This is a genomic window from Bacillus velezensis, assembly GCF_001461825.1.
Lineage (GTDB): Bacteria > Bacillota > Bacilli > Bacillales > Bacillaceae > Bacillus > Bacillus velezensis.
Genome location: NZ_LLZC01000012.1, coordinates 256,711 through 279,910 on the forward strand (window position 1 = coordinate 256,711; position 23,200 = coordinate 279,910).

A 23,200-nucleotide genomic window follows, 5' to 3' on the forward strand; every position below is an offset into this window, starting at 1 on the left:
CTAATTTCTATCATGCGTTTTGTTGATTAATGATAGAAAGACAGCAGGAGGAATTAGCTTTTGAAGTACGCATTTGCATATAAAAATCACAATATAGAAACGATCTTTTGCGGAAAAGATGAGCTGTTTGAGGAACTGAAGCAATTTTTAATCACTCAATGCGGTTTAATCATTGTTGAGGTTTCAAGGGCTGATTACTATACGGAGCAGGAAATGAATCAATGGAATGACCGTTATACTCTGTGAATAAGAAAAGAAACCGGCCGTGTGAGACCGGTTTTTGTATCATCTGAATCCGCTCGGAGCGCTGAAGCCCCCGGCATGGCCGCTGAAACCGCCCCCGAGCGCGCCGGGATGTGCCCCGGCGCCGAGGCTTCCGCCGACGTCACTGAAGGATTGGCCGTAGTACCCGGATGTATAAGGGTATGGGACGAATTGCTGTCCGGCGAATGACAGCGTGCTTTGCGGGGTCTGCTGTCCGTATCCGGATGACGGGAATCCCTGCTGAAAAGAAGGGCCGCCTTGATATGGTGCTGTATGCATCGGGGCCGGAGGATAATAAGACTGCGGCGGTAAGACCGGTAAAGGCGGAAATCCGGGAGGCAGGCCCTGCATGCCTGATAACATCTTATTCATGACATCACTCATTTCTTACGAGATAAGAACAGTGTATGCGTATGTCTGTATAAAGAGCCTGTTCAATCGAACGGAATATCTGACAAGCATGTCGGAAGGACAGAGAAAAATCGTGTAATAAAATGTGACATATTCGTATATGAACGGAAAAATTTCATGTAATCTTGAGAGATTAATAAAAAAATGATAAAAACTTTTAATATTTACAGATCCCTTTGTACCAGTAATGAAAGCGTATACAAAGTAGATTGATTAATCTAAATTGTCTAATAATTATAAAAATGCTGTTGACACTGTCTGCAAACGGGCGTAATATGAGTTCAAACAAAAATAAATAAATGATTCACGCTAAAAAGAAAAATCATAAAACACTGAAAAAAACAAACAAATGAAGGTTCTTTTTTAATAAAAGAGCTGCCATAATAAAAAGCGCAGAAGAGGATAAGTAGCTTTGCTGAAGTTTTTCACAGAGAGCCGGTAACGCTGAGAGCCGGTAAAACAAATCAAAGTGAACTCCCCTCAGAGTGCCGGTCTGAAATGTAAAGAGTAGGACTCGGCCGAGTGAACGCAATGTTTACTCGTTATCAAAACGGATAATCATTATCCATGAGACGGTCTGCATATGACCGTAAACAAGGGTGGTACCGCGGAGAGCAAAGCCTTTTCGCCCCTTTTGGCTATCGCATGAAATGCTTGGCTGAATGTGGGTGGGAAGGCTTTTTTATTTGCGTCAGCCGGCGCTGCGTTTTATGAATTGGATTTTAGAAGGGAACATTGAAAAGGAGGAACTGAAAATGGGCACAAATGTACAGGCGGATTCTTTGTCTGCCGATTGTACAAAAACAATGAACGGGGCTCTGATGCTGATTGAATCATTAAAGAAAGAAAATGTCGAGATGATCTTCGGCTATCCGGGGGGAGCCGTCCTTCCGATTTACGATAAACTGTATCAATCAGGGCTGGTCCACATCCTGCCCCGCCACGAGCAAGGCGCGATTCACGCGGCAGAAGGGTATGCGCGAATCTCCGGAAAGCCGGGGGTTGTGATTGCAACCTCAGGACCCGGCGCGACAAATTTAGTTACCGGTCTTGCGGATGCGATGATTGATTCACTGCCGCTCGTAGTATTTACCGGGCAGGTGGCCACTTCGGTCATCGGCAGCGACGCTTTCCAGGAAGCCGACATTTTAGGAATTACGATGCCGATTACGAAACACAGCTACCAAGTCCGCCGTCCGGAAGATCTCCCCCGTGTGATTAAAGAGGCTTTCCATATCGCCACGACGGGAAGACCGGGCCCGGTATTAATTGATATACCGAAGGATGTCGCAGCATTTGAAGGAGAGTTCAGATATGATCACGAGATCAGCCTTCCGGGTTATCAGCCGGTAAAAGAGCCTAACTATCTGCAGATCCGAAAGCTCGTGGAAGCTGTCAGCAGTGCGAAAAAGCCGGTTATTTTAGCCGGAGCGGGTGTTTTGCACGGTAAAGCTTCAGAAGATTTAAAAAATTATGCCGAACAGCAGCAAATACCGGTAGCCCACACGCTTCTCGGTCTGGGCGGTTTCCCGGCAGACCATCCTCTTTTTCTGGGAATGGCGGGGATGCACGGCACATACACAGCGAATATGGCGCTTTACCACTGTGACTTGTTGATCAGCATCGGAGCGCGGTTCGATGATCGCGTGACCGGAAATCTGAAGCATTTTGCAAAATCGGCCAAAGTAGCGCATATCGATATTGATCCTGCTGAAATCGGAAAAATTATCGAAACGCAGATTCCGGTGGTCGGCGACAGTAAAATCGTCCTTCAGGAATTATTGAAGCAAAACGGAAAACAGGGACAGACAGAGGAATGGAAACAGCAGCTTTCAGAATGGAAAGAAGAATATCCGCTTTGGTATACAGACAACAGAGAAGAGGGCTTGAAACCCCAAAAGCTGATTGAGTATATTCACCAGTTTACAAACGGTGAGGCGATTGTGGCGACGGATGTCGGCCAGCACCAGATGTGGGCGGCTCAGTTTTATCCTTTCCGAAAGGCTGATAAGTGGGTGACCTCGGGGGGGCTCGGCACAATGGGCTTCGGCCTTCCGGCGGCTATCGGAGCGCAGCTGGCCGATCGTAACGCCACGGTCGTTGCCATCCTCGGAGACGGCGGTTTTCAGATGACCCTTCAGGAATTAGATGTCATCCGGCAGCTGAATCTTCCTGTCAAAGTGGTTATCTTGAACAACGAATGTCTGGGCATGGTCAGACAGTGGCAGGAAATCTTCTATGAAGAACGCTACTCTGAATCCAAATTCTCGGCGCAGCCTGACTTTGTCAAATTGTCAGAAGCCTACGGCATTAAAGGCGTCCGGATTTCATCGGAAGAAGAGGCGGAAGAAGAGCTTAAAAAGGCGCTTTCATCAAAAGAACCGGCCGTTATTGACGTCCGGGTCGCCAAAAGCGAAAAAGTATTCCCGATGATTGCGCCGGGTAAAGGACTTCATGAAATGGTGGGGGTGAAACCTTGAAACGCATTATCACATTAACGGTGGTCAACCGCTCGGGAGTATTAAACCGGATCACCGGCCTGTTTACAAAAAGACACTATAATATCGAAAGCATCACTGTAGGCCACACGGAAACAAGCGGTGTTTCAAGGATTACATTTGTCGTCCATGTGGAAGGCGAAAATGACGTAGAGCAGCTGACAAAGCAGCTTAACAAACAAATTGACGTCCTGAAAGTGACGGATATTACAAACCAATCAATTGTACAGCGTGAGCTGGCATTAATCAAAGTTGTTTCCGCACCGTCGGCCAGAACGGAAATCAATGGAATCATTGAGCCGTTCAGAGCTTCCGTCGTTGATGTCTCAAGAGACAGCATCGTCGTTCAGGTTACCGGCGAATCTAATAAAATCGAAGCGCTCATAGAGCTTCTCAAACCTTACGGAATTAAAGAAATCGCGAGAACGGGCACAACGGCTTTTGCGAGGGGAACCCAGCAGAAGGCGTCATCCAATAAAACAATTTCAATTGTATAACACAAAAAAGGGAGAGATTAAAATGGTAAAAGTATATTATAACGGTGATATCAAAGAGAACGTATTGGCAGGTAAAAAAGTAGCGATTATCGGTTACGGTTCACAAGGTCATGCACACGCGCTGAACTTAAAAGAAAGCGGAATTGATGTCATTGTCGGCGTCAGACAAGGCAAATCATTTACACAGGCCCAAGAAGACGGTCATAAAGTCTTTTCGGTAAGAGAAGCGGCTGCCCAGGCTGATATCATTATGGTTCTTCTTCCGGATGAACAGCAGCAAAAAGTATATGAATCTGAAATCAAAGATGAATTGACGGCGGGCAAGTCATTGGTATTCGCACACGGATTTAACGTCCATTTCCATCAGATCGTGCCTCCTGCTGATGTGGATGTATTCCTTGTCGCCCCTAAAGGACCTGGACACCTTGTCAGAAGAACATATGAACAAGGCGCGGGCGTACCGGCATTGTTTGCCATCTACCAGGATGTATCAGGCGAAGCGAAAGATACGGCTCTTGCTTATGCAAAAGGAATCGGCGGAGCGCGTGCGGGCGTTCTTGAAACAACATTTAAGGAAGAAACGGAAACGGATTTGTTCGGTGAGCAGGCTGTTCTGTGCGGAGGTTTAACAGCGCTTGTCAAAGCGGGTTTTGAAACGCTGACAGAAGCCGGCTACCAGCCTGAACTCGCATACTTCGAGTGTCTGCACGAACTGAAGTTGATCGTAGACTTGATGTATGAAGAAGGATTGGCGGGCATGAGATACTCTATCTCCGATACGGCTCAATGGGGAGACTTTGTATCAGGACCGCGCGTAGTCGATGCGAAGGTAAAAGAATCGATGAAACAAGTATTAACGGATATTCAAAACGGTACATTCGCAAAAGAATGGATCGTGGAAAACCAAGTGAACCGTCCTCGTTTCAATGCGATCAATGCAAGTGAAAACGAGCATCAGATTGAAAAGGTCGGCAGACAGCTTCGTGAAATGATGCCGTTTGTCAAACAAGGCAAAAAGAAGGAAGCGGTGGTCTCCGTTGCGCAAAATTAATGTTTTCGACACGACCCTTCGTGACGGTGAACAATCCCCCGGGGTCAACCTCAATTCCCGGGAGAAACTGGCGATAGCCAAGCAGCTTGAAAGACTCGGGGTGGACATTATTGAAGCGGGATTTCCCGCTTCATCCCGAGGTGATTTTTTAGCCGTGCAGGAAATCGCAAGAACGATTAAAAATTGTTCGGTAACAGGGCTTGCCCGATCTGTCAAAGGTGACATCGACGCAGCCTGGGAAGCGCTGAAAGACGGGGCCAGCCCGCGGATTCACATCTTTATCGCCACCTCTGACATTCATCTGAAGCATAAGCTGAAAATGACGCGGGAAGAGGTTAAGGAAAAAGCGGTTGAAATGGTGAAGTATGCAAAAGAACGCTTTCCGATCGTTCAATGGTCAGCAGAAGACGCATGCCGCACCGAACTTCCGTTTCTGGCTGAAATCGTAGAAAAAGTGATTGATGCCGGCGCGAGCGTCATCAACCTGCCGGACACTGTAGGTTACCTGACGCCGGCTGAATACGGAAACATCTTTAAATATATGAAGGAACACGTTCCGAATATCGGCCGGGTAAAGCTTTCAGCCCATTGCCACGATGATCTCGGAATGGCGGTTGCCAACTCACTTTCGGCAATTGAGAACGGCGCAGATCAAATTGAATGCGCCATTAACGGCATAGGAGAAAGAGCCGGGAACGCCGCGCTAGAGGAAATCGCCGTTGCGCTTCATGTCAGAAATGACGCGCATCAAGCCGATTCATCCCTCAATCTTCATGAATTGAAGCGGACGAGTGATCTTGTCAGCAAACTGACGGGCATGGCCGTTCCCCGCAATAAAGCAATCGTCGGAGATAACGCTTTCGCACATGAGTCCGGCATTCACCAAGACGGTTTCCTGAAAGAAAAATCAACATATGAAATCATTTCACCGGAACTTGTCGGCGTGACTGCTGATGCGCTCGTACTCGGAAAGCATTCCGGACGCCATGCGTTCAAAGACCGCCTGAATGCGCTTGGATTCCAGTTTGATAGTGAGGAAATCAATAAATTTTTTACGATGTTTAAAGAACTGACCGAAAAGAAAAAAGAAATCACCGATGATGACTTGATTTCTCTTATTTTAGAAGAAAAAGTGACGGACAAAAAAATCGGCTATGAATTTTTGTCTCTGCAAGTGCATTACGGGACGTCTCAGGTGCCGACTGCAACAGTCTCTTTAAAAAATCAGGAAAACGAACAGCTGATTCAAGAGGCGGCAACGGGGGCGGGCAGCGTAGAAGCCGTTTATAATACGCTCGGGCGCTGCATCGATAAAAATATTGAACTGACAGACTACCGCATCCAATCCAACCGGAAAGGCGAAGACGCGCTGGCTCAAGTTTTTGTCAGAGTGACCGTGAACGGAAAAGAAACATCAGGGCGGGGAATCGCGCAGGATGTTCTGGAAGCTTCTGCTAAAGCTTATCTGAACGCCGTGAACCGGCAGTTGGTGCTGGATTGCAATTTAGACGGATTAAAGAGACAGACTGCGGTCGGCTCGTAATAGAAAGGAGAACGTTTGATTTGAAAAAACGCATTGCTTTGCTGCCCGGTGACGGAATCGGACCGGAAGTGGCGGAATCAGCGGCAGATGTATTGAAAAGCGTTGCCGAACAATTCGGACATGAATTTGAATTTGAAAACGGGCTGATCGGGGGAGCGGCTATTGACGCCCATCAAAACCCCCTTCCTGAGGAGACGGTGGCTCTTTGTGAAAGATCCGACGCCATCCTGCTCGGGGCAGTCGGCGGGCCGAAATGGGACCAAAATCCTCCAGAGCTCAGACCGGAAAAAGGCCTGCTTGGCATCAGAAAAAAACTCGGCCTGTTTGCCAATCTGCGTCCCGTGACCGTATTTGAAAGCCTGTCTGAGGCGTCTCCGCTGAAAAAAGAATATATCAGCGGCGTCGACTTTGTAATCGTCAGGGAACTGACGGGCGGCCTCTACTTCGGAGAACCGAGCAGACAGTATGTCAATGAAGCGGGAGAAAAGGAAGCGGTCGATACCCTTTTTTATAAGAAAGAAGAAATCGAACGCGTTGTAAGAGAAGCCTTTAAGATGGCTGCCGGCAGAAAAGGAAAAGTGACGTCCGTCGATAAGGCGAATGTGCTTTCTTCAAGCAGGCTATGGCGGGAAACAGCGGATGAAATCGCAAAAGAATTTCCTGATGTGACGCTTGAACATATGCTTGTCGATAATGCCGCGATGCAGCTCATCTATGCTCCGAGCCAGTTTGACGTCATCGTAACTGAGAATATGTTCGGCGATATTTTAAGCGATGAAGCCTCCATGCTGACAGGCTCGCTCGGCATGCTGCCGTCAGCCAGTTTATCAAGTTCAGGTCTTCACTTGTTTGAACCCGTGCATGGATCTGCGCCTGACATCGCCGGTAAAGGGATGGCCAATCCGTTTGCGGCGATTTTATCAGCGGCGATGCTTTTGAGAACATCTTTCGGACTTGAAAACGAAGCTCAGGCGGTGGAAAAGGCGGTCGCAAAGGTGCTTGCAGACGGCAGCCGTACACGTGATATCGCCCGGGACGGCCAATATGCCGGAACGCATGACATTACTGAAAAAGTAAAAGCCGCATTAGCCGGCTCGAATACAAAATCTATAGTGTGACGCTTTAAAGAAAGCGGTCTTAGTTCATAGGTAGAGGGAGGAAACAAAGATGATGCCTCGAACAATCATCGAAAAGATTTGGGATCGGCATGTTGTAAAAAGCGGTGAAGGAAAACCCGACCTTCTCTATATTGATCTGCACCTAATTCATGAGGTGACGTCTCCTCAGGCGTTTGAAGGGTTAAGGCAGAAGGGGAGAAAGGTCAGACGGCCGCAGAACACATTCGCGACGATGGACCACAATATTCCGACCGTCAACCGTTTTGACATTAAAGATGAAGTCGCAAAGCGCCAAGTAACCGCGCTTGAACGGAATTGTGAGGAGTTCGGCGTCCGTCTTGCGGATCTTCACAGCGCAGACCAGGGAATCGTTCACGTGGTCGGGCCTGAGCTTGGTCTGACACTTCCGGGAAAAACGATCGTTTGCGGAGACAGCCATACATCGACTCACGGCGCGTTCGGAGCGCTTGCCTTCGGTATCGGCACAAGTGAGGTGGAACATGTTCTTTCCACACAGACATTATGGCAGCAGCGGCCGAAAACGCTTGAAATCCGCGTTGACGGAACGCTCCAAAAAGGAGTGACCGCGAAGGATGTCATCTTGTCGGTCATCGGAAAATACGGGGTGAAATTCGGTACCGGATATGTCATTGAATACACCGGGGAAGTATTCAGAAACATGTCTATGGACGAACGCATGACGGTCTGCAATATGTCAATAGAAGCGGGAGCACGGGCGGGACTGATCGCTCCAGATGACACGACGATTGAATATTGTAAAAACCGTAAATACGCGCCAAAAGGCGAGGAATTTGAAAAAGCCGCCGCAGAATGGAAAGCGTTACAAACCGATCCGGGCGCCGTATACGATCATTCCATCGTGTTAGACGGCAGCGAGATTTCTCCAATGGTAACATGGGGCGTCAATCCCGGCATGGTTCTTCCGGTCGATGCCCAAATACCGGCGCCGGAAACCATTGATTCTGAAGACGGTAAAAAAGAAGCCATCCGCGCGTACGAATACATGGGAATCGCACCGAATCAAAAAATTGAAGATATTAAAGTCGAGCATGTGTTTATCGGCTCCTGTACAAATTCGCGGATGACCGATCTTCGCCAGGCTGCGGATATGATCAAAGGCCGAAAAGTCGCTGACAGCGTCAGGGCCATTGTGGTGCCGGGTTCTCAAAGCGTGAAACAGCAGGCCGAGGAAGAAGGGCTGCACCGCGTGTTTCTCGAGGCCGGATTTGAATGGAGAGAATCAGGCTGCAGCATGTGCCTCAGTATGAACAATGATGTCGTGCCTGAAGGGGAACGATGCGCTTCCACCTCCAACCGCAACTTCGAAGGCAGACAGGGAAAAGGCGCGAGAACACACCTTGTCAGTCCGGCGATGGCGGCAATGGCAGCCATTCACGGGCATTTCGTCGATGTAAGAAAGTTTTATCAAGAAAAAACAGTTGTGTAAGGAGTGCGCGAAAAGATGGAACCTTTAAAAACGCATACGGGAAAAGCGGCCGTCTTAAACCGGATCAACGTCGATACGGACCAGATTATTCCGAAACAGTTTTTGAAAAGAATTGAAAGAACCGGATACGGCAGATTCGCGTTTTTTGATTGGAGATACCTAGAGAACGGTGAGCCTGATCCTGAATTTGAATTAAACCGCAAAGTCTATGAAGGCGCGTCCATATTAATTGCCGGAGAGAATTTCGGCTGCGGATCATCCCGTGAGCACGCTCCTTGGGCGCTGGATGATTACGGCTTCAAAATCATCATTGCTCCGTCATTTGCCGATATTTTTCATCAAAACTGTTTTAAAAACGGTATGCTTCCCATCCGTATGCCGTATGATCAGTGGAAAAAACTCGCCGGTCAATATGAAAATCAGTCTCTTAATATGACGGTTGATTTGGAAAACCAGCTCATTCACGACAGTGAAGGAAAAGAGATTTCATTTGAAGTCGATCCGCACTGGAAGGAAATGCTGATTAACGGTTATGATGAAATTTCATTAACGCTTCTGCTGGAGGACGACATTCAGCAGTTTGAATCGAAAAGAAGTTCATGGCTTCAAGCCTGAAAAAAGCCGCCCGGCATCTGTCCGGCGGCTTTTTTTACCGTGCGCACCATCCTTTCTTGTGTTTCCTGACGTGTGTTGATACACTTGAACAAAATAGCGCCTGAAAGGAAATAAAGTATGACGCATGACAAGAAAAAAGCTGATATCATTCCTTTCCCCCGTCTGAAAGAACGCTTGGTTGATAAAGGGATGGCCGCCATGAAGGATAAACAGTATCAGGAGGCCCTCGAACTGTTCTCAGAGGCGGTAAGCCACGGTGATACCGAGTCCGACGTACATTTAGGCATGGCGATTTGTTTTCTGGAACTCGGGGAATTGGAAGAAGCAAAACAAGTTTGCGAGAAAATGCTGAATGAAGGGTACGGCCATTATTTTACCGTACTGCAGGTGTACATGACCATTTTAATTCAGCTGAAACAATATGAAGAAGTCAAAAGCACAATTGAAGCTGTGCTGGAAGAAAATCAGCTGCCCGCAGAAAGTGCGGAGCAATTCTACCGGCTGCTCGAATTCAGCCGCAAAATGACCGATCCCGACCAGCAGGATGAAGCATGGGAGGAGGAATACGAGGACATTCTTGATGCGGAAAAAGTGCTGAACAGCCCCGCTGAACAAATGAATCTGATTCATTCTCTTAAAGACCGCAATATTGCAAAATACACGGGTCTCTTAAAAACAATTCTTCAAGATCCGGCCGCGCATCCGCTTATCAAGACGATAATTTTGACGCTGATGGCGGAGCATGACTACAGCAAGCCGGTCCATATTACAAAATTCGGCGATTCAATGACCGCGGTTCCGGGTGAAACGGTTCAGCCTGATGCGGCTCCGATTTTGCATCGCGTTCTCCGGGTGCTTGATGAAACGCTAGGCAATGAAAACCCTACATTATACGCTGCCGTCGAGGAGCTGTGGAGAAGGCATCTGTACGTCCTGCACCCTTTTATGCCGAAGTTTTTGAACGCAGATTTATGGGCGGCGGCGCTTCATAAGGTCGGTTACGAGATGCACGGCATTGACATTGAGCCGGAGGAACTTCATATGATGTACGAGTTTGACAGCCGCGAACTCGAAGAAGCCTGCACGATGATTAAGGATATTGAAGAAATTTCTTATTTGTAAATCACGCCATATAGTTGAAAGCGGTAGGCGTTATGTTATAATATAGTGGTTGTATTTATGTATAGCGGTTTAACTGAAATGAGAATTACGGTTGGACAGGCTGCCAGTTCATTACATAATGATTCTGATTCAAAGCGGTTTTTTCTTTGACAAAGCCGCGGATTGCTTTAGAATGGAAGACCGACACAACCTGAATAGATTTTTGGAGGGAAACACATGTCTGTAAAATGGGAAAAACAAGAAGGCAACGAAGGCGTATTAACGGTTGAGGTTGATGCGGATACGTTCAAAACAGCTCTTGATGATGCATTTAAAAAAGTAGTAAAACAGGTTTCTATTCCTGGATTCCGCAAAGGGAAAGTTCCCCGCGGTTTATTCGAACAGCGTTTCGGCGTTGAAGCTCTTTACCAGGATGCTTTAGATATTTTACTTCCTGTAGAATACCCTAAAGCGGTTGAAGAAGCCGGCATTGAGCCTGTAGACCGCCCTGAAATCGATGTTGAAAAAATCGAAAAAGGCGAAAGCTTGATTTTCACTGCAAAAGTGACTGTAAAACCGGAAGTGAAACTTGGCGACTACAAAGGCTTAGGAATCGAAAAAGATGACACTGCCGTTACTGACGAAGATGTGCAAAACGAACTTAAAGCGCTTCAAGAGCGTCAGGCTGAGCTTGTCGTGAAAGAAGAAGGCGCTGTTGAAAACGGCGATACAGTCGTTCTTGACTTCGAAGGTTTCGTTGACGGCGAAGCGTTTGAAGGCGGAAAAGCTGAGAACTACTCACTTGAAGTAGGATCAGGTTCATTCATCCCGGGCTTCGAAGAGCAGTTAACAGGCCTTGAAGCAGGCGCTGAAAAGGATGTTGAAGTAACATTCCCTGAAGAGTACCACGCTGAAGAGCTTGCCGGAAAACCAGCTGTTTTCAAAGTGAAAATTCATGAAATCAAAGCGAAAGAGCTTCCTGAGCTTAACGACGAATTCGCAAAAGACATTGACGAAGAAGTTGAAACGCTTGCTGAATTAACTGAGAAAACAAAAAAACGCCTTGAAGAAGCAAAAGAAAACGAAGCTGACGCTAAATTGCGTGAAGAGCTTGTTCTGAAAGCATCTGAAAACGCTGAAGCTGATGTTCCTCAAGCGATGATCGACACTGAGCTTGACCGCATGCTGAAAGAATTCGAACAGCGTCTGCAAATGCAAGGCATGAACCTTGAGCTTTACACTCAATTCTCAGGCCAAGACGAAAACGCGTTAAAAGAGCAAATGAAAGAAGATGCCGCAAAACGCGTAAAATCAAACCTGACTCTTGAAGCGATCGCTCAAGCAGAAAACCTTGAAGTAACGGACGAAGAAGTTGAAGCTGAGCTGACTAAAATGGCTGAAGCTTACAACATGCCGGTTGAAAACATCAAGCAGGCAATCGGTTCAACTGACGCGATGAAAGAAGATTTAAAAGTTCGAAAAGCAATTGATTTTCTTGTAGAAAACCGTTAATATGGTTCATAATAATAGACATAATAAAACAGGGCGCGATTAATTCGTGCCTTGTTTTGTACAATTATGATATAACTCTTTTTCTTGGGGCAAGATAGTCATTGCCGGGCTGTTTTTCGTCATACATATAGAATGTGCAAGTGCGAAACACATTGTTACCGTCTTACTGGAAAGTATGGTAAAATGCAATACATACTCGATCGTAGCAAGAACCGTTTTCTTTTGCCCTTCAGGTAAAAGAAAAAGTGAGACAAGATTAAGGGGTGAAAGAATGTTTAAATTCAACGAGGAAAAAGGACAATTGAAATGCTCGTTCTGCGGAAAAACGCAAGATCAGGTTCGTAAGCTGGTTGCAGGACCGGGTGTATATATATGCGACGAATGTATCGAGCTCTGTACAGAAATCGTAGAGGAAGAGCTTGGTACGGAAGAAGAAGTCGAATTTAAAGACGTTCCGAAGCCGCAGGAAATCCGTGAGATTCTGAATGAATATGTCATCGGACAGGATCAGGCGAAGAAATCACTTGCGGTTGCGGTATACAACCATTACAAACGCATCAATTCCAACAGTAAAGTGGATGATGTCGAGCTTTCTAAAAGTAATATTTCTTTAATCGGGCCGACTGGAAGCGGGAAAACACTTCTTGCCCAGACGCTTGCGCGTATTCTGAACGTGCCGTTTGCGATCGCGGACGCTACATCTCTGACTGAAGCCGGATATGTCGGTGAGGACGTAGAGAACATCCTCCTCAAGCTGATTCAGGCAGCAGACTATGATGTGGAAAAAGCAGAAAAAGGCATTATTTATATCGATGAAATCGATAAAGTAGCGCGAAAATCTGAAAATCCGTCCATTACACGCGACGTATCAGGCGAAGGCGTTCAGCAGGCGCTGCTGAAAATTCTTGAAGGAACGGTTGCAAGCGTGCCGCCTCAAGGAGGACGCAAACATCCTCATCAGGAATTCATCCAGATCGATACGACGAACATTCTGTTCATTTGCGGCGGTGCATTTGACGGCATTGAACAAATCATCAAACGCCGTCTCGGACAAAAAGTCATCGGCTTCGGCTCAGATAATAAAGCGGCAGACCTGGAAAAAGAAGAACTGCTTTCTAAAGTTCTTCCGGAAGACTTGCTCCGTTTCGGGCTGATTCCTGAATTCATCGGCCGTCTTCCTGTCATTGCAAGCCTTGAGCAGCTTGACGAAACGGCACTGGTTGAAATTCTGACTAAACCGAAAAACGCACTCGTCAAACAATACAAGAAAATGTTAGAACTTGATGATGTCGAGCTTGAATTTGAAGACGAGGCATTATCTGAAATTGCGAAAAAAGCGATCGAGCGTAAAACAGGCGCACGCGGCCTGCGTTCTATCATTGAAGGCATCATGCTTGACGTCATGTTTGATCTGCCGTCCCGCGATGATATTGAAAAATGTGTCATTACCGGAGCGACAGTCGCAGACGGTGAAGCACCGCGTCTTGTATTAAAAGACGGCACAGTTGTCGGCCAAGATAAAACATCAGCATAACATGACAAAACCTCCTGACCCGAATTGATCAGGAGGTTTTTTTCTTGTCCTGACCCTTCTGAAAATGTTTATTCCGGGCTTTGCTGGGAGATACTAGCGGACAGAGGAATGAATTGGATACATAAATCGTTTTTTCAGGAGGGACCAGCATGAGTTGGACAGGGATCGCATTATTTGTACAGCTGTTTTTCGGGATAGTCATCGGATTATACTTTTGGAATCTGCTCAAAAACCAGCGTACACAAAAAGTGACGATAGATAAAGAATCAAAAAAAGAAATGGAACAGCTGCGCAAAATGCGCGCCATCAGTTTATCAGAACCTTTATCAGAAAAGGTGCGGCCGAAAAGCTTTCAAGACATTGTCGGCCAGGAAGACGGAATTAAAGCGTTAAAAGCAGCACTTTGCGGACCGAACCCGCAGCACGTCATTATTTACGGTCCTCCGGGAGTCGGTAAAACGGCTGCGGCGCGGCTGGTATTGGAAGAAGCGAAAAAACATAAACAGTCACCGTTTCAAAAGCAGGCTGTATTTGTTGAACTTGATGCGACGACCGCGCGGTTTGATGAACGGGGGATTGCCGATCCGCTTATCGGTTCAGTGCATGATCCGATTTATCAGGGAGCGGGAGCGATGGGCCAAGCAGGCATTCCGCAGCCGAAACAGGGGGCTGTGACCCATGCTCACGGCGGGGTATTGTTTATTGATGAAATCGGCGAGCTTCATCCGATTCAGATGAATAAAATGCTGAAGGTGCTTGAAGATCGAAAAGTATTTTTAGACAGTGCGTATTACAGTGAAGAAAATACGCAAATACCGAATCACATTCATGATATTTTTCAAAATGGGCTTCCGGCAGATTTCCGTTTGATCGGAGCGACAACGAGAATGCCGAATGAAATTCCGCCGGCCATCCGTTCGCGCTGTCTTGAAGTATTTTTCCGCGAGCTGGAAAAGGATGAACTTAAAATCGTTGCGAAAAAAGCAGCCGACAAAATTCAGAAAGAGATTTCTGACGAAGCTCTCAGTGTGCTGACCGCATATACGAGAAACGGACGTGAAGCCGTCAATATGATCCAGATCGCCGCCGGCATGGCGGTGACTGAGGACAGACAAGAAATTACGACAGAAGATATAGAATGGGTTGTTCATTCCAGTCAGCTTACACCTAAAAATGAGCAGAAAATCGCCGATGAACCGCAAGTCGGCATCGTGAACGGACTTGCTGTCTACGGGCCGAACAGCGGCGCATTGCTGGAAATTGAAGTGAATGTCACACCTGCGCAGGACAAAGGAAGCCTGAATATCACGGGAATTGCAGAGGAAGAAAGCATCGGCAGCCAATCGAAGTCGATCCGCCGCAAAAGCATGGCGAAGGGATCTGTGGAAAATGTTCTGACGGTTCTGCGCACAATGGGCATCAAACCTTCAGACTATGACATTCACGTCAATTTTCCGGGCGGAGGCCCGATTGACGGACCTTCAGCAGGTATCGCGATGGCCGCGGGGATTTTTTCCGCGATTCACCGCATCCCGATCGACCATACGGTGGCGATGACGGGAGAAATCAGCCTGACGGGGCTTGTCAAACCGATCGGCGGCGTCATTCCGAAAATTAAAGCCGCAAAACAGGCCGGAGCAAAAACGGTCATTATCCCATATGAAAATCAGCAGTCCATTCTGAAACGAATAGACGGAATCACCATTAAAGCGGTAAAAACGTTCCAGGAAGTGCTTGACGTCATATTGGTTGACCCTCCTTCAGAACAAAAACCGTTTGATATCCAAATGAATAAAGAATCCGTATAAACCCCATTTTTATAATGGGGTTTTTTTATGGAGGACATCTTTTCCTTTTTCAGAACAGAAAGAAAGGGTATACTACGAAGAGACTGTTTTATATACAGGGCAGGCGGATAAGCCGATTTTGCCCGATCCCGGAATTGTACAACGATGAAAAAGTTGTATTATAATGGTTCATACTAAAGTCACGGAGGTGTCAGTCACATGGCAGAAGATACAAAACGCAGCATCCCGCTCCTCCCTTTAAGAGGCTTATTGGTATACCCGACAATGGTTTTACATTTAGATGTAGGCCGTGACAAGTCGGTTCAGGCTCTTGAACAGGCAATGATGCATGATCATATGATTTTTTTAGCCACTCAGCAGGATATTTCGATAGACGAACCGGGTGAAGAGGATATTTTCGCCGTCGGCACTTATACAAAAATTAAACAGATGCTGAAGCTGCCCAACGGTACGATCAGAGTGCTTGTAGAAGGAATTCAGCGGGCGCAGATTCTTGAATACGCCGAGCTCGAAGATTATACTTCGGTCGATATACAGCTGATGCATGAGGATGATTCAAAAGACGTGGAAGACGAAGCGCTTATGCGGACGCTGCTGGACCATTTTGACCAGTACATAAAAATTTCTAAAAAAATCTCCGCAGAAACGTATGCGGCTGTGACTGATATTGAAGAGCCCGGCAGAATGGCGGATATCGTCGCTTCTCATCTCCCGCTGAAATTAAAGGACAAGCAGGACATTTTAGAAACGGCGGATATTAAAGAACGTCTGAATAAGGTCATCCGTTCCATTCATAATGAAAAAGAAGTGCTGGAGATTGAGAAAAAAATCGGTCAGCGCGTCAAACGTTCGATGGAACGCACTCAAAAGGAATACTACTTGCGTGAACAGATGAAAGCCATTCAGAAGGAGCTTGGCGACAAAGAAGGAAAAACCGGCGAAGTTCAGTCGCTCACGGAAAAGATAGAAGAAGCAGGCATGCCTGAGCGTGTCAAAGAAACGGCGCTTAAGGAATTAAGCCGTTACGAAAAAGTGCCGTCAAGCTCAGCGGAAAGCTCTGTTATCCGCAACTATATTGACTGGCTCATCGCCCTTCCGTGGTCGGATGAAACAGAAGATAAACTTGACATTAAAAAAGCCGGGGAAATCTTAGATAAAGAGCATCACGGCTTAGAGAAAGTGAAAGAGCGGATTTTGGAGTATTTGGCCGTGAAACAGCTGACGAAAACGCTGAAAGGGCCGATTCTTTGTCTGGCCGGACCTCCAGGAGTCGGTAAAACATCTCTTGCAAAATCAATCAGTACGAGCATGGGGCGCCGTTTTGTGAGAATTTCACTGGGCGGAGTGCGCGATGAGTCTGAAATCCGCGGGCACCGGCGTACATACGTCGGAGCGATGCCGGGCCGTATTATACAGGGGATGAAAAAAGCCGGTAAACAAAATCCCGTCTTTCTCCTGGATGAGATCGACAAAATGTCGTCTGATTTCAGAGGCGATCCGTCTTCGGCGATGCTTGAGGTGCTGGATCCGGAACAAAACAGCACATTCAGCGACCACTATATTGAAGAGACGTTCGATTTATCGAAAGTGCTGTTTATCGCGACTGCGAATAACCTTGCTTCCATACCGGGACCTCTCAGAGACAGAATGGAGATTATCAGCCTGTCAGGCTACACTGAAAACGAAAAGCTGGAAATCGTGAAGGACCACCTGCTTCCGAAACAAATCAAAGAGCACGGGCTCACAAAGAGCAACCTGCAGATTCGGGACCAGGCGATTACGGACATCATCCGCTACTATACGAGGGAAGCCGGCGTGAGAACGCTTGAACGCCAGATTGCCGCCATTTGCCGAAAGGCTGCGAAAGCCATTGTGTCTGAGGAGAGAAAACGCATTACCGTTACAGAGAAAAATCTGGCCGACTATCTCGGAAAACGGATATTCAGATACGGACAGGCGGAAACCGAAGATCAAATCGGGGTTGTCACGGGGCTCGCGTATACGACGGTCGGCGGAGATACGCTGTCAATCGAAGTGTCATTGTCACCGGGAAAAGGAAAGCTGATTCTGACCGGGAAGCTTGGAGATGTCATGCGGGAATCAGCGCAGGCCGCTTTCAGTTATGTCCGCTCGAAAGCGGAACAGTTCGGAATCGACCCGAAATTCCATGAGAAGTATGACATTCATATTCATGTCCCTGAAGGAGCGGTGCCGAAAGACGGCCCTTCTGCCGGAATTACGATGGCCACGGCGCTCGTTTCAGCATTAACGGACCGTGCGGTAAAACGCGAAGTCGGTATGACGGGAGAAATCACGCTGCGGGGCCGCGTGCTTCCGATCGGCGGACTGAAAGAAAAGGCGCTCGGCGCGCACAGAGCGGGCCTGACTACTATTATTGCGCCTAAAGATAACGAAAAAGATATAGAGGATATTCCAGAAAGCGTCAGAGAGGGACTGAAGTTTATATTCGTTTCTCACCTGGATGACGTTTTGGAACATGCCTTAGTAGGAGAGAAGAAATGAAAGTCACAAAGTCAGAAATCGTGATCAGCGCGGTCAAACCCGAACAGTACCCTGATAGGGGGCTTCCGGAAATCGCGCTGGCGGGAAGATCAAATGTAGGAAAGTCATCTTTTATCAATTCATTAATCAATCGGAAAAACTTGGCCAGAACGTCATCAAAACCGGGGAAAACACAGACCTTAAACTTTTACATCATCAATGATGAATTGCATTTTGTCGACGTTCCCGGGTACGGATTTGCGAAAGTTTCCAAAAGCGAGCGGGAAGCATGGGGGAGAATGATTGAAACCTATATGACGACCCGCGAAGAGCTGAAAGCCTGCGTGCAGATTGTCGACCTCAGGCATGCGCCGTCTGCTGAAGACGTGAACATGTATGAATTCCTGAAGTATTACGGCATTCCTGTCATCGTTATCGCGACAAAAGCGGATAAGATTCCAAAAGGAAAATGGGACAAGCACTTAAAGGTTGTCAAACAGACGCTTGATATGGATCCTGAAGATGAGCTGATTTTATTTTCCTCTGAAACGAAAAAAGGCAAAGATGAAGCCTGGGGAGCCATTAAAAAAATGATCAGCCGGTAATGAAAAACCCAAAACGCAGTGCGTTTTGGGTTTTATCGTATAGTTTTGTTCCGCTTGATAAACAATAATAAAAGGCTGATTCCGATGAAAACATACGGCCAGTATGTTTTGAAGTGTTCCGTCGGAATATGGACGGACTCCAGCCATGCCGTAATTTGTTTAAAGAAGTATAAAAAGAGGGAAAAACCAATCATGGCAACCGCTTCGTATACATATTCTTTTCTGGCTGCCGCAAATAAGGAGAATCCGAAGACGAAGAGAATCATTTCAAAATCTCCCGGCCACCATGAGAGCTCAGGTTTGGCGAAAAAGTGTAAACCTATGCCGAAAAGAAGCATGCCGATCAGGACGTGAGGCCCGGCCGCTTCCTTTTTGCCCTGATACAAGAGCACGGCGCCCAAGAGCATAAGGAGCACCGGCCATTCCCCCTGATTCGCAAACAGGTGAACCTGTCCGCTCTGAAGCCATGCGAATAATGAAGCGGCAAGCATAAGTCCCGGTAATAAAATTGATGTTTTTTTCATCCTGTCACCTACCCGCAGTAAAGGATTTTTAGTATGATGATTAAGTGGAAACGAGCTTTTTATACTATAGCATAACATTTTTGAAATCTGTTCACATTTTCCCGAAGAAACTATGTTATAATTATTATAAATAATAAATTCTATGTTAGAATAATTATAAATAAATTGCGATGTACGGGGGTGCATGAAAGCGATGCATATTCTTGTTGTGGGAGTAGATTATAAATCCGCCCCTATTGAAATACGCGAAAAAATAAGTTTTCAGCCGGATGAGCTTGCAGAAGCGATGCTCCGTTTAAAAGAAGAAAAAAGCGTTCTTGAAAACATTATCGTGTCAACCTGCAACCGCACCGAAATATATGCGGTGGTCGACCAGCTTCATACCGGCCGTTATTATATAAAGACATTTTTATCCGAATGGTTCTCGCTGCCGAAAGAAGAGCTGTCTCCGTTTCTGAAATTTTATGAGAGCGACGCGGCGATCGAGCATTTATTCCGTGTGGCGTGCGGCTTGGATTCCATGGTCATCGGAGAAACGCAAATACTCGGCCAGGTCCGCTCGAGCTTTAAAACGGCGCAGGCAGAAAAGACGATCGGCACCATTTTCAATGAGCTGTTTAAACAGGCGGTGACCGTCGGCAAACGCACGCATGCCGAAACCGATATCGGCGCCAATGCCGTTTCCGTCAGTTACGCCGCCGTTGAACTCGCGAAAAAAATCTTCGGCTCATTGTCAAATAAGCACATTTTGATTCTCGGTGCGGGAAAAATGGGCGAGCTCGCCGCAGAAAACCTGCACGGTCAGGGCATCGGCAAAGTAACGGTCATCAACAGAACGTTTTTGAAGGCAAAAGCGCTTGCTGACCGTTTCTCCGGAGAAGCGCGCAGCTTAAACCAGCTTGAACATGCACTTGCTGAAGCTGATATTTTAATCAGTTCGACAGGCGCAAGTGATTTCGTCGTGTCCAAAGAAATGATGGAGAGAGCGGGCAGACAGCGGAAAGGCCGTCCGTTATTTATGGTGGATATCGCTGTGCCGCGAGACCTCGATCCGGCGCTTAACGATCTTGAAGGTGTTTTTCTGTACGATATTGATGACCTTGAAGGAATCGTTGAAGCTAACTTACAAGAACGCCGTGAAACCGCTGAAAAAGTCGAGCTGTTTATTGAAGCGGCAATTGTTGAGTTTAAGCAGTGGCTTAATACGCTCGGCGTCGTGCCGGTCATTTCGGCGCTGCGTGAAAAGGCGCTGTCCATCCAGTCCGATACGATGCAGAGCATTGAGCGCAAGCTGCCTCATCTGACGGTAAGAGAGAAAAAACTTCTCAGCAAACATACGAAAAGCATCATTAACCAAATGCTGCGCGATCCGATTCTGAAAGCGAAAGAGCTTGCGGCTGAAGCGGATTCAGATGAAAAGCTGAAGCTGTTTATGCAGATATTCGATATTGAGGAAGAGGCCGGCCGCCAGCTGGACAAAAGCCTGGATAACCGCCAGACGGTTCATTCGTTTCAAAAGGCAGAAGCAAAAACGGGCTTACGTCCGCTTGTAAGTGAGTGAGGGCTGTATGATTGATACAGCAATGGCAAGACTTAATGAAGCGACAATTGTTATTTATGCAGTAAGCGTCCTTTTTTACTTTATAGATTTTCTTCAACACAACCGGAAGGCTGGGAAAATGGCCTTCTGGTTGCTTTCTATTGTCTGGACTCTGCAAACCGTCTATCTTTCTTATTTCATGTGGCAGACGGGCAGATTTCCGGTCTTGAATATTACAGAGGCCCTTTACTTTTATGCGTGGGTGCTTGTCACGCTCTCACTTGTGGTCACGCAGATTCTGCGCGTTGATTTTATCGTATTTTTCACGAATGTCATCGGTTTCTCGATGATTGCGATCCATACGTTTTCACCGACGGATCAGCATTCGGCCGCTTTTTCCGGCCAGCTGGTCTCAGAGCTTTTGGTCATTCATATTACAATGGCGATTCTGTCTTACGGCGCTTTTTCCCTTTCTTTTGTCTTTTCGCTTCTTTATCAGTTTCAATATTCTTTATTAAAGAAGAAAAAGTGGGGAAAATGGCTGTTGAGAATTGAAGATTTGTCAAAACTTGATTATATGGCTTACGTTTTAAATGTCATCGGGGTTCCGATGCTGCTGTTGAGCCTGATATTAGGCGTGATCTGGGCGTATGTGTCGCTGGAAACGCTGTACTGGTTTGATTCAAAAGTGCTCGGTTCGTTTATTGTGCTGCTTTTATACAGCTACTATTTATATATCAGAATGATTAAGGAACTGCAGGGAAAAGTGGCGGCGTTATGGAATTCAGCATGTTTTCTCGTGCTGATGATTAATTACTTCCTGCTCGGAAGCCTGTCGCAATTCCATTGGTTCAGTTAACGCACGCGCCCAAACAGATTCGGGAGGAAAGAAAATGAGAACGATTAAGGTAGGTTCCAGACGGAGCAAACTGGCTATGACCCAGACAAAATGGGTGATTAACAAACTGAAGGAATTGAACCCTTCCTATAACTTTGAAATCCGGGAGATTGTCACAAAAGGCGACCGCATCCTTGATGTTACACTGTCAAAAGTGGGCGGCAAAGGTTTGTTTGTCAAAGAGATTGAACAGGCGCTGCTGCATCAGGAGATTGATATGGCGGTTCACAGCATGAAAGACATGCCCGCCGTTTTGCCTGAGGGTCTTGTCATAGGCTGCATACCGAAACGTGAGGATCCGCGTGATGCGCTGATTTCAAAGGGGCATCAAAAGCTGGACGGCATAAAAGAAGGGGGCATCATCGGCACCAGCAGTTTAAGAAGAAGCGCCCAGATTCTTGCTGAACGCCCTGATCTTACAATTAAGTGGATCAGAGGCAATATCGATACGAGACTTCAAAAGCTTGAAACGGAAGATTACGATGCTATTATTTTAGCGGCTGCGGGACTTTCGAGAATGGGCTGGAAAGATGATGTCGTATCTGAATTTCTCGAACCGGACCGCTGTCTGCCTGCGGTCGGCCAAGGCGCTCTTGCCATTGAATGCAGAGAGTCGGATGAGGAGCTTTTGAAGCTGTTTGCGCAATTTACCGATGAGTATACGCAGCGCACGGTGGCAGCCGAACGGGCTTTCTTACACGCGATGGAAGGCGGCTGCCAAGTGCCGATAGCCGGGTATGCGTCCGTCAATGACCGGGATGAGGTTGAATTGGTCGGTCTTGTCGCGTCTCCGGACGGAAAGACGATTTATAAAGAAACAGCGGCGGGACATGATCCGGAAGAAATCGGGAAACGCTGTGCGGCGATGATGTCTGAAAAAGGAGCCAAAGCATTAATCGACAGCGTGAAACAGGAGCTCGATCAGGATGGCAAATGACCTTCCTTTACAAGGAAAGACCGTGCTTGTCACCCGGAACAAAAGACAGGCCGCACCGTTCCGAAAAAAAGTGGAGGCGCTCGGCGGAACGGCTGTTTCCGCTTCGCTGATCGCTTTTCAGGAAGCGCTCCCGGATGAATGTGCGGACAGTCTCCGGGAAGACCTTTCTGAGCCGGGATGGCTTGTGTTTACAAGCGTAAACGGTGTCCGGTTCTTTTTTTCCTATCTTGATCGGCACGGTCTTGCGCTTTCGGGACGGAAAAAAATCGCAGCCGTCGGTGAAAAGACTGCGCGCGCCCTGAAAGAGCGGGGAGCCCGGACGGATGCGATGCCTGACGAGTATGTGGCGGAATGTCTGGCTGATACTTTAAAACGGCACGCATCAGCTGCCGAACCCATTTCAGTGATAAAGGGCAATTTATCACGCGATGTCATAAAAGCGGAGCTTGAGCCGCTTGGCTATCAAATAAGGGAATGGGTGTTATACAATACCATTCAGGATGAAAAAGGCATGGACGAGCTGAGACGGGCTGCATCCCGCTCTCATTTTGATTTTATTACGTTTACCAGCTCATCGGCGGTGCATACGTTTATGCACGCGGTCGGAGACGGAGAAAAAGCGTGGGAAAACAGCGGTGCGAGCTATATCAGCATCGGCCCTTTGACAGAGAAAGCGCTCTTGGAATACGGGATCTCATCCCATGTGCCTGACATCTATACGATTGAAGGCATGCTGGACGTCATGTGCAGCATGTCGGGAAAGGATTGATAATG

20 protein-coding genes and 1 other annotated feature are annotated in these 23,200 nt (G+C 47.1%); of the genes, 18 read left to right on the forward strand and 2 right to left on the reverse strand.

Annotation, left to right across the window (positions count from 1 at the left end; genetic code table 11):
• Nucleotides 1–60: 60 nt before the first annotated feature.
• Nucleotides 61–246: a hypothetical protein gene (locus AR442_RS05465; RefSeq protein ID WP_007408136.1), complete on the forward strand. Its 186-nt coding sequence runs from the start codon at nucleotides 61–63 to the stop codon at nucleotides 244–246.
• A gap of 39 nt (nucleotides 247–285) precedes the next feature.
• Here the strand turns inward: AR442_RS05465 and AR442_RS05470 are convergent, their stop codons facing one another.
• Nucleotides 286–636, reverse strand: coding sequence for a hypothetical protein (locus AR442_RS05470; protein ID WP_025649695.1), 351 nt, complete (start codon nucleotides 634–636; stop codon nucleotides 286–288).
• A 423-nt stretch (nucleotides 637–1,059) separates the two neighbouring features.
• Nucleotides 1,060–1,311 (forward strand) — a binding site (T-box leader).
• 119 nt (nucleotides 1,312–1,430) lie between these two features.
• Between AR442_RS05470 and ilvB the strand changes: the two genes are divergently transcribed.
• From ilvB to yihA, 13 genes are all read left to right on the forward strand, one after another.
• Nucleotides 1,431–3,155: an acetolactate synthase large subunit gene (gene ilvB, locus AR442_RS05475; protein ID WP_032863657.1), complete on the forward strand. Its 1,725-nt coding sequence runs from the start codon at nucleotides 1,431–1,433 to the stop codon at nucleotides 3,153–3,155.
• Nucleotides 3,152–3,670 (forward strand): acetolactate synthase small subunit, encoded by a 519-nt coding sequence (gene ilvN / locus AR442_RS05480; protein ID WP_003152598.1) that lies wholly within the window; start codon nucleotides 3,152–3,154, stop codon nucleotides 3,668–3,670. Before ilvB ends, ilvN begins: the two co-directional genes overlap by 4 nt.
• A gap of 22 nt (nucleotides 3,671–3,692) precedes the next feature.
• Complete coding sequence (gene ilvC, locus AR442_RS05485) at nucleotides 3,693–4,721, forward strand: ketol-acid reductoisomerase (RefSeq protein ID WP_014418562.1); 1,029 nt, start codon at nucleotides 3,693–3,695, stop codon at nucleotides 4,719–4,721.
• Entirely contained in the window at nucleotides 4,708–6,264 is a 1,557-nt protein-coding gene (locus tag AR442_RS05490; RefSeq protein WP_021494398.1) for a 2-isopropylmalate synthase, read from the forward strand. The genes ilvC and AR442_RS05490 overlap by 14 nt, the downstream gene beginning before the upstream one ends.
• 20 nt (nucleotides 6,265–6,284) lie before the next feature.
• Nucleotides 6,285–7,382, forward strand: a complete 1,098-nt coding sequence (leuB, locus tag AR442_RS05495) for a 3-isopropylmalate dehydrogenase (RefSeq protein WP_014418560.1) — start codon at nucleotides 6,285–6,287, stop codon at nucleotides 7,380–7,382.
• 49 nt (nucleotides 7,383–7,431) lie between these two features.
• Nucleotides 7,432–8,850, forward strand: coding sequence for a 3-isopropylmalate dehydratase large subunit (gene leuC / locus AR442_RS05500; RefSeq protein WP_014418559.1), 1,419 nt, complete (start codon nucleotides 7,432–7,434; stop codon nucleotides 8,848–8,850).
• A 15-nt stretch (nucleotides 8,851–8,865) separates the two neighbouring features.
• On the forward strand, nucleotides 8,866–9,465 hold the full coding sequence (leuD, locus tag AR442_RS05505) for a 3-isopropylmalate dehydratase small subunit (RefSeq protein WP_007408146.1): 600 nt from the start codon (nucleotides 8,866–8,868) through the stop codon (nucleotides 9,463–9,465).
• A gap of 117 nt (nucleotides 9,466–9,582) precedes the next feature.
• A complete protein-coding gene (ddcA, locus tag AR442_RS05510; RefSeq protein ID WP_014418558.1) occupies nucleotides 9,583–10,587 on the forward strand; it encodes a DNA damage checkpoint antagonist DdcA in 1,005 nt (334 codons plus the stop codon).
• Between the two features lie 216 nt (nucleotides 10,588–10,803).
• A complete protein-coding gene (tig, locus tag AR442_RS05515; protein ID WP_003152618.1) occupies nucleotides 10,804–12,078 on the forward strand; it encodes a trigger factor in 1,275 nt (424 codons plus the stop codon).
• A gap of 271 nt (nucleotides 12,079–12,349) precedes the next feature.
• Nucleotides 12,350–13,612, forward strand: coding sequence for an ATP-dependent protease ATP-binding subunit ClpX (gene clpX, locus AR442_RS05520; protein ID WP_007408149.1), 1,263 nt, complete (start codon nucleotides 12,350–12,352; stop codon nucleotides 13,610–13,612).
• Nucleotides 13,613–13,761: 149 nt separating this feature from the next.
• On the forward strand, nucleotides 13,762–15,420 hold the full coding sequence (gene lonB, locus AR442_RS05525) for an ATP-dependent protease LonB (RefSeq protein WP_014418557.1): 1,659 nt from the start codon (nucleotides 13,762–13,764) through the stop codon (nucleotides 15,418–15,420).
• 198 nt (nucleotides 15,421–15,618) lie between these two features.
• A complete protein-coding gene (gene lon / locus AR442_RS05530) occupies nucleotides 15,619–17,943 on the forward strand; it encodes an endopeptidase La (protein ID WP_014418556.1) in 2,325 nt (774 codons plus the stop codon).
• Complete coding sequence (gene yihA, locus AR442_RS05535) at nucleotides 17,940–18,527, forward strand: ribosome biogenesis GTP-binding protein YihA/YsxC (RefSeq protein ID WP_053284937.1); 588 nt, start codon at nucleotides 17,940–17,942, stop codon at nucleotides 18,525–18,527. The genes lon and yihA overlap by 4 nt, the downstream gene beginning before the upstream one ends.
• Before the next feature lie 32 nt (nucleotides 18,528–18,559).
• Here yihA and AR442_RS05540 read toward each other — a convergent pair whose 3' ends face one another.
• A complete protein-coding gene (locus AR442_RS05540; RefSeq protein WP_014418555.1) occupies nucleotides 18,560–19,051 on the reverse strand; it encodes a hypothetical protein in 492 nt (163 codons plus the stop codon).
• A gap of 193 nt (nucleotides 19,052–19,244) precedes the next feature.
• Here AR442_RS05540 and hemA point away from each other — a divergent pair, with 193 nt between their 5' ends.
• The 4 genes from hemA to AR442_RS05560 are packed head-to-tail and all read left to right on the forward strand — an operon-like array spanning nucleotide 19,245 to nucleotide 23,195.
• Nucleotides 19,245–20,612 (forward strand): glutamyl-tRNA reductase, encoded by a 1,368-nt coding sequence (gene hemA, locus AR442_RS05545; RefSeq protein WP_003152628.1) that lies wholly within the window; start codon nucleotides 19,245–19,247, stop codon nucleotides 20,610–20,612.
• 7 nt (nucleotides 20,613–20,619) lie between these two features.
• Nucleotides 20,620–21,450 carry a cytochrome c biogenesis protein gene (locus tag AR442_RS05550; RefSeq protein ID WP_007408154.1) on the forward strand — a complete coding sequence of 277 codons (831 nt, stop codon included), beginning with the start codon at nucleotides 20,620–20,622 and terminating at the stop codon, nucleotides 21,448–21,450.
• Between the two features lie 34 nt (nucleotides 21,451–21,484).
• Nucleotides 21,485–22,426: a hydroxymethylbilane synthase gene (gene hemC, locus AR442_RS05555; RefSeq protein WP_012118114.1), complete on the forward strand. Its 942-nt coding sequence runs from the start codon at nucleotides 21,485–21,487 to the stop codon at nucleotides 22,424–22,426.
• Entirely contained in the window at nucleotides 22,416–23,195 is a 780-nt protein-coding gene (locus tag AR442_RS05560) for a uroporphyrinogen-III synthase (RefSeq protein ID WP_014418554.1), read from the forward strand. Before hemC ends, AR442_RS05560 begins: the two co-directional genes overlap by 11 nt.
• The last annotated feature ends 5 nt before the right edge of the window (nucleotides 23,196–23,200 follow it).

Bases quoted from the DNA above. Each gene is read 5' to 3' on its own strand.
- AR442_RS05470 (WP_025649695.1), bottom strand. From the start codon at position 636: ATGAATAAGATGTTATCAGGCATGCAGGGCCTGCCTCCCGGATTTCCG.
- ilvB (WP_032863657.1), top strand. From the start codon at position 1,431: ATGGGCACAAATGTACAGGCGGATTCTTTGTCTGCCGATTGTACAAAA.
- ilvC (WP_014418562.1), top strand. From the start codon at position 3,693: ATGGTAAAAGTATATTATAACGGTGATATCAAAGAGAACGTATTGGCA.
- leuC (WP_014418559.1), top strand. From the start codon at position 7,432: ATGATGCCTCGAACAATCATCGAAAAGATTTGGGATCGGCATGTTGTA.
- leuD (WP_007408146.1), top strand. From the start codon at position 8,866: ATGGAACCTTTAAAAACGCATACGGGAAAAGCGGCCGTCTTAAACCGG.
- ddcA (WP_014418558.1), top strand. From the start codon at position 9,583: ATGACGCATGACAAGAAAAAAGCTGATATCATTCCTTTCCCCCGTCTG.
- tig (WP_003152618.1), top strand. From the start codon at position 10,804: ATGTCTGTAAAATGGGAAAAACAAGAAGGCAACGAAGGCGTATTAACG.
- clpX (WP_007408149.1), top strand. From the start codon at position 12,350: ATGTTTAAATTCAACGAGGAAAAAGGACAATTGAAATGCTCGTTCTGC.
- lonB (WP_014418557.1), top strand. From the start codon at position 13,762: ATGAGTTGGACAGGGATCGCATTATTTGTACAGCTGTTTTTCGGGATA.
- lon (WP_014418556.1), top strand. From the start codon at position 15,619: ATGGCAGAAGATACAAAACGCAGCATCCCGCTCCTCCCTTTAAGAGGC.
- yihA (WP_053284937.1), top strand. From the start codon at position 17,940: ATGAAAGTCACAAAGTCAGAAATCGTGATCAGCGCGGTCAAACCCGAA.
- AR442_RS05540 (WP_014418555.1), bottom strand. From the start codon at position 19,051: ATGAAAAAAACATCAATTTTATTACCGGGACTTATGCTTGCCGCTTCA.
- hemA (WP_003152628.1), top strand. From the start codon at position 19,245: ATGCATATTCTTGTTGTGGGAGTAGATTATAAATCCGCCCCTATTGAA.
- AR442_RS05550 (WP_007408154.1), top strand. From the start codon at position 20,620: ATGATTGATACAGCAATGGCAAGACTTAATGAAGCGACAATTGTTATT.
- hemC (WP_012118114.1), top strand. From the start codon at position 21,485: ATGAGAACGATTAAGGTAGGTTCCAGACGGAGCAAACTGGCTATGACC.
- AR442_RS05560 (WP_014418554.1), top strand. From the start codon at position 22,416: ATGGCAAATGACCTTCCTTTACAAGGAAAGACCGTGCTTGTCACCCGG.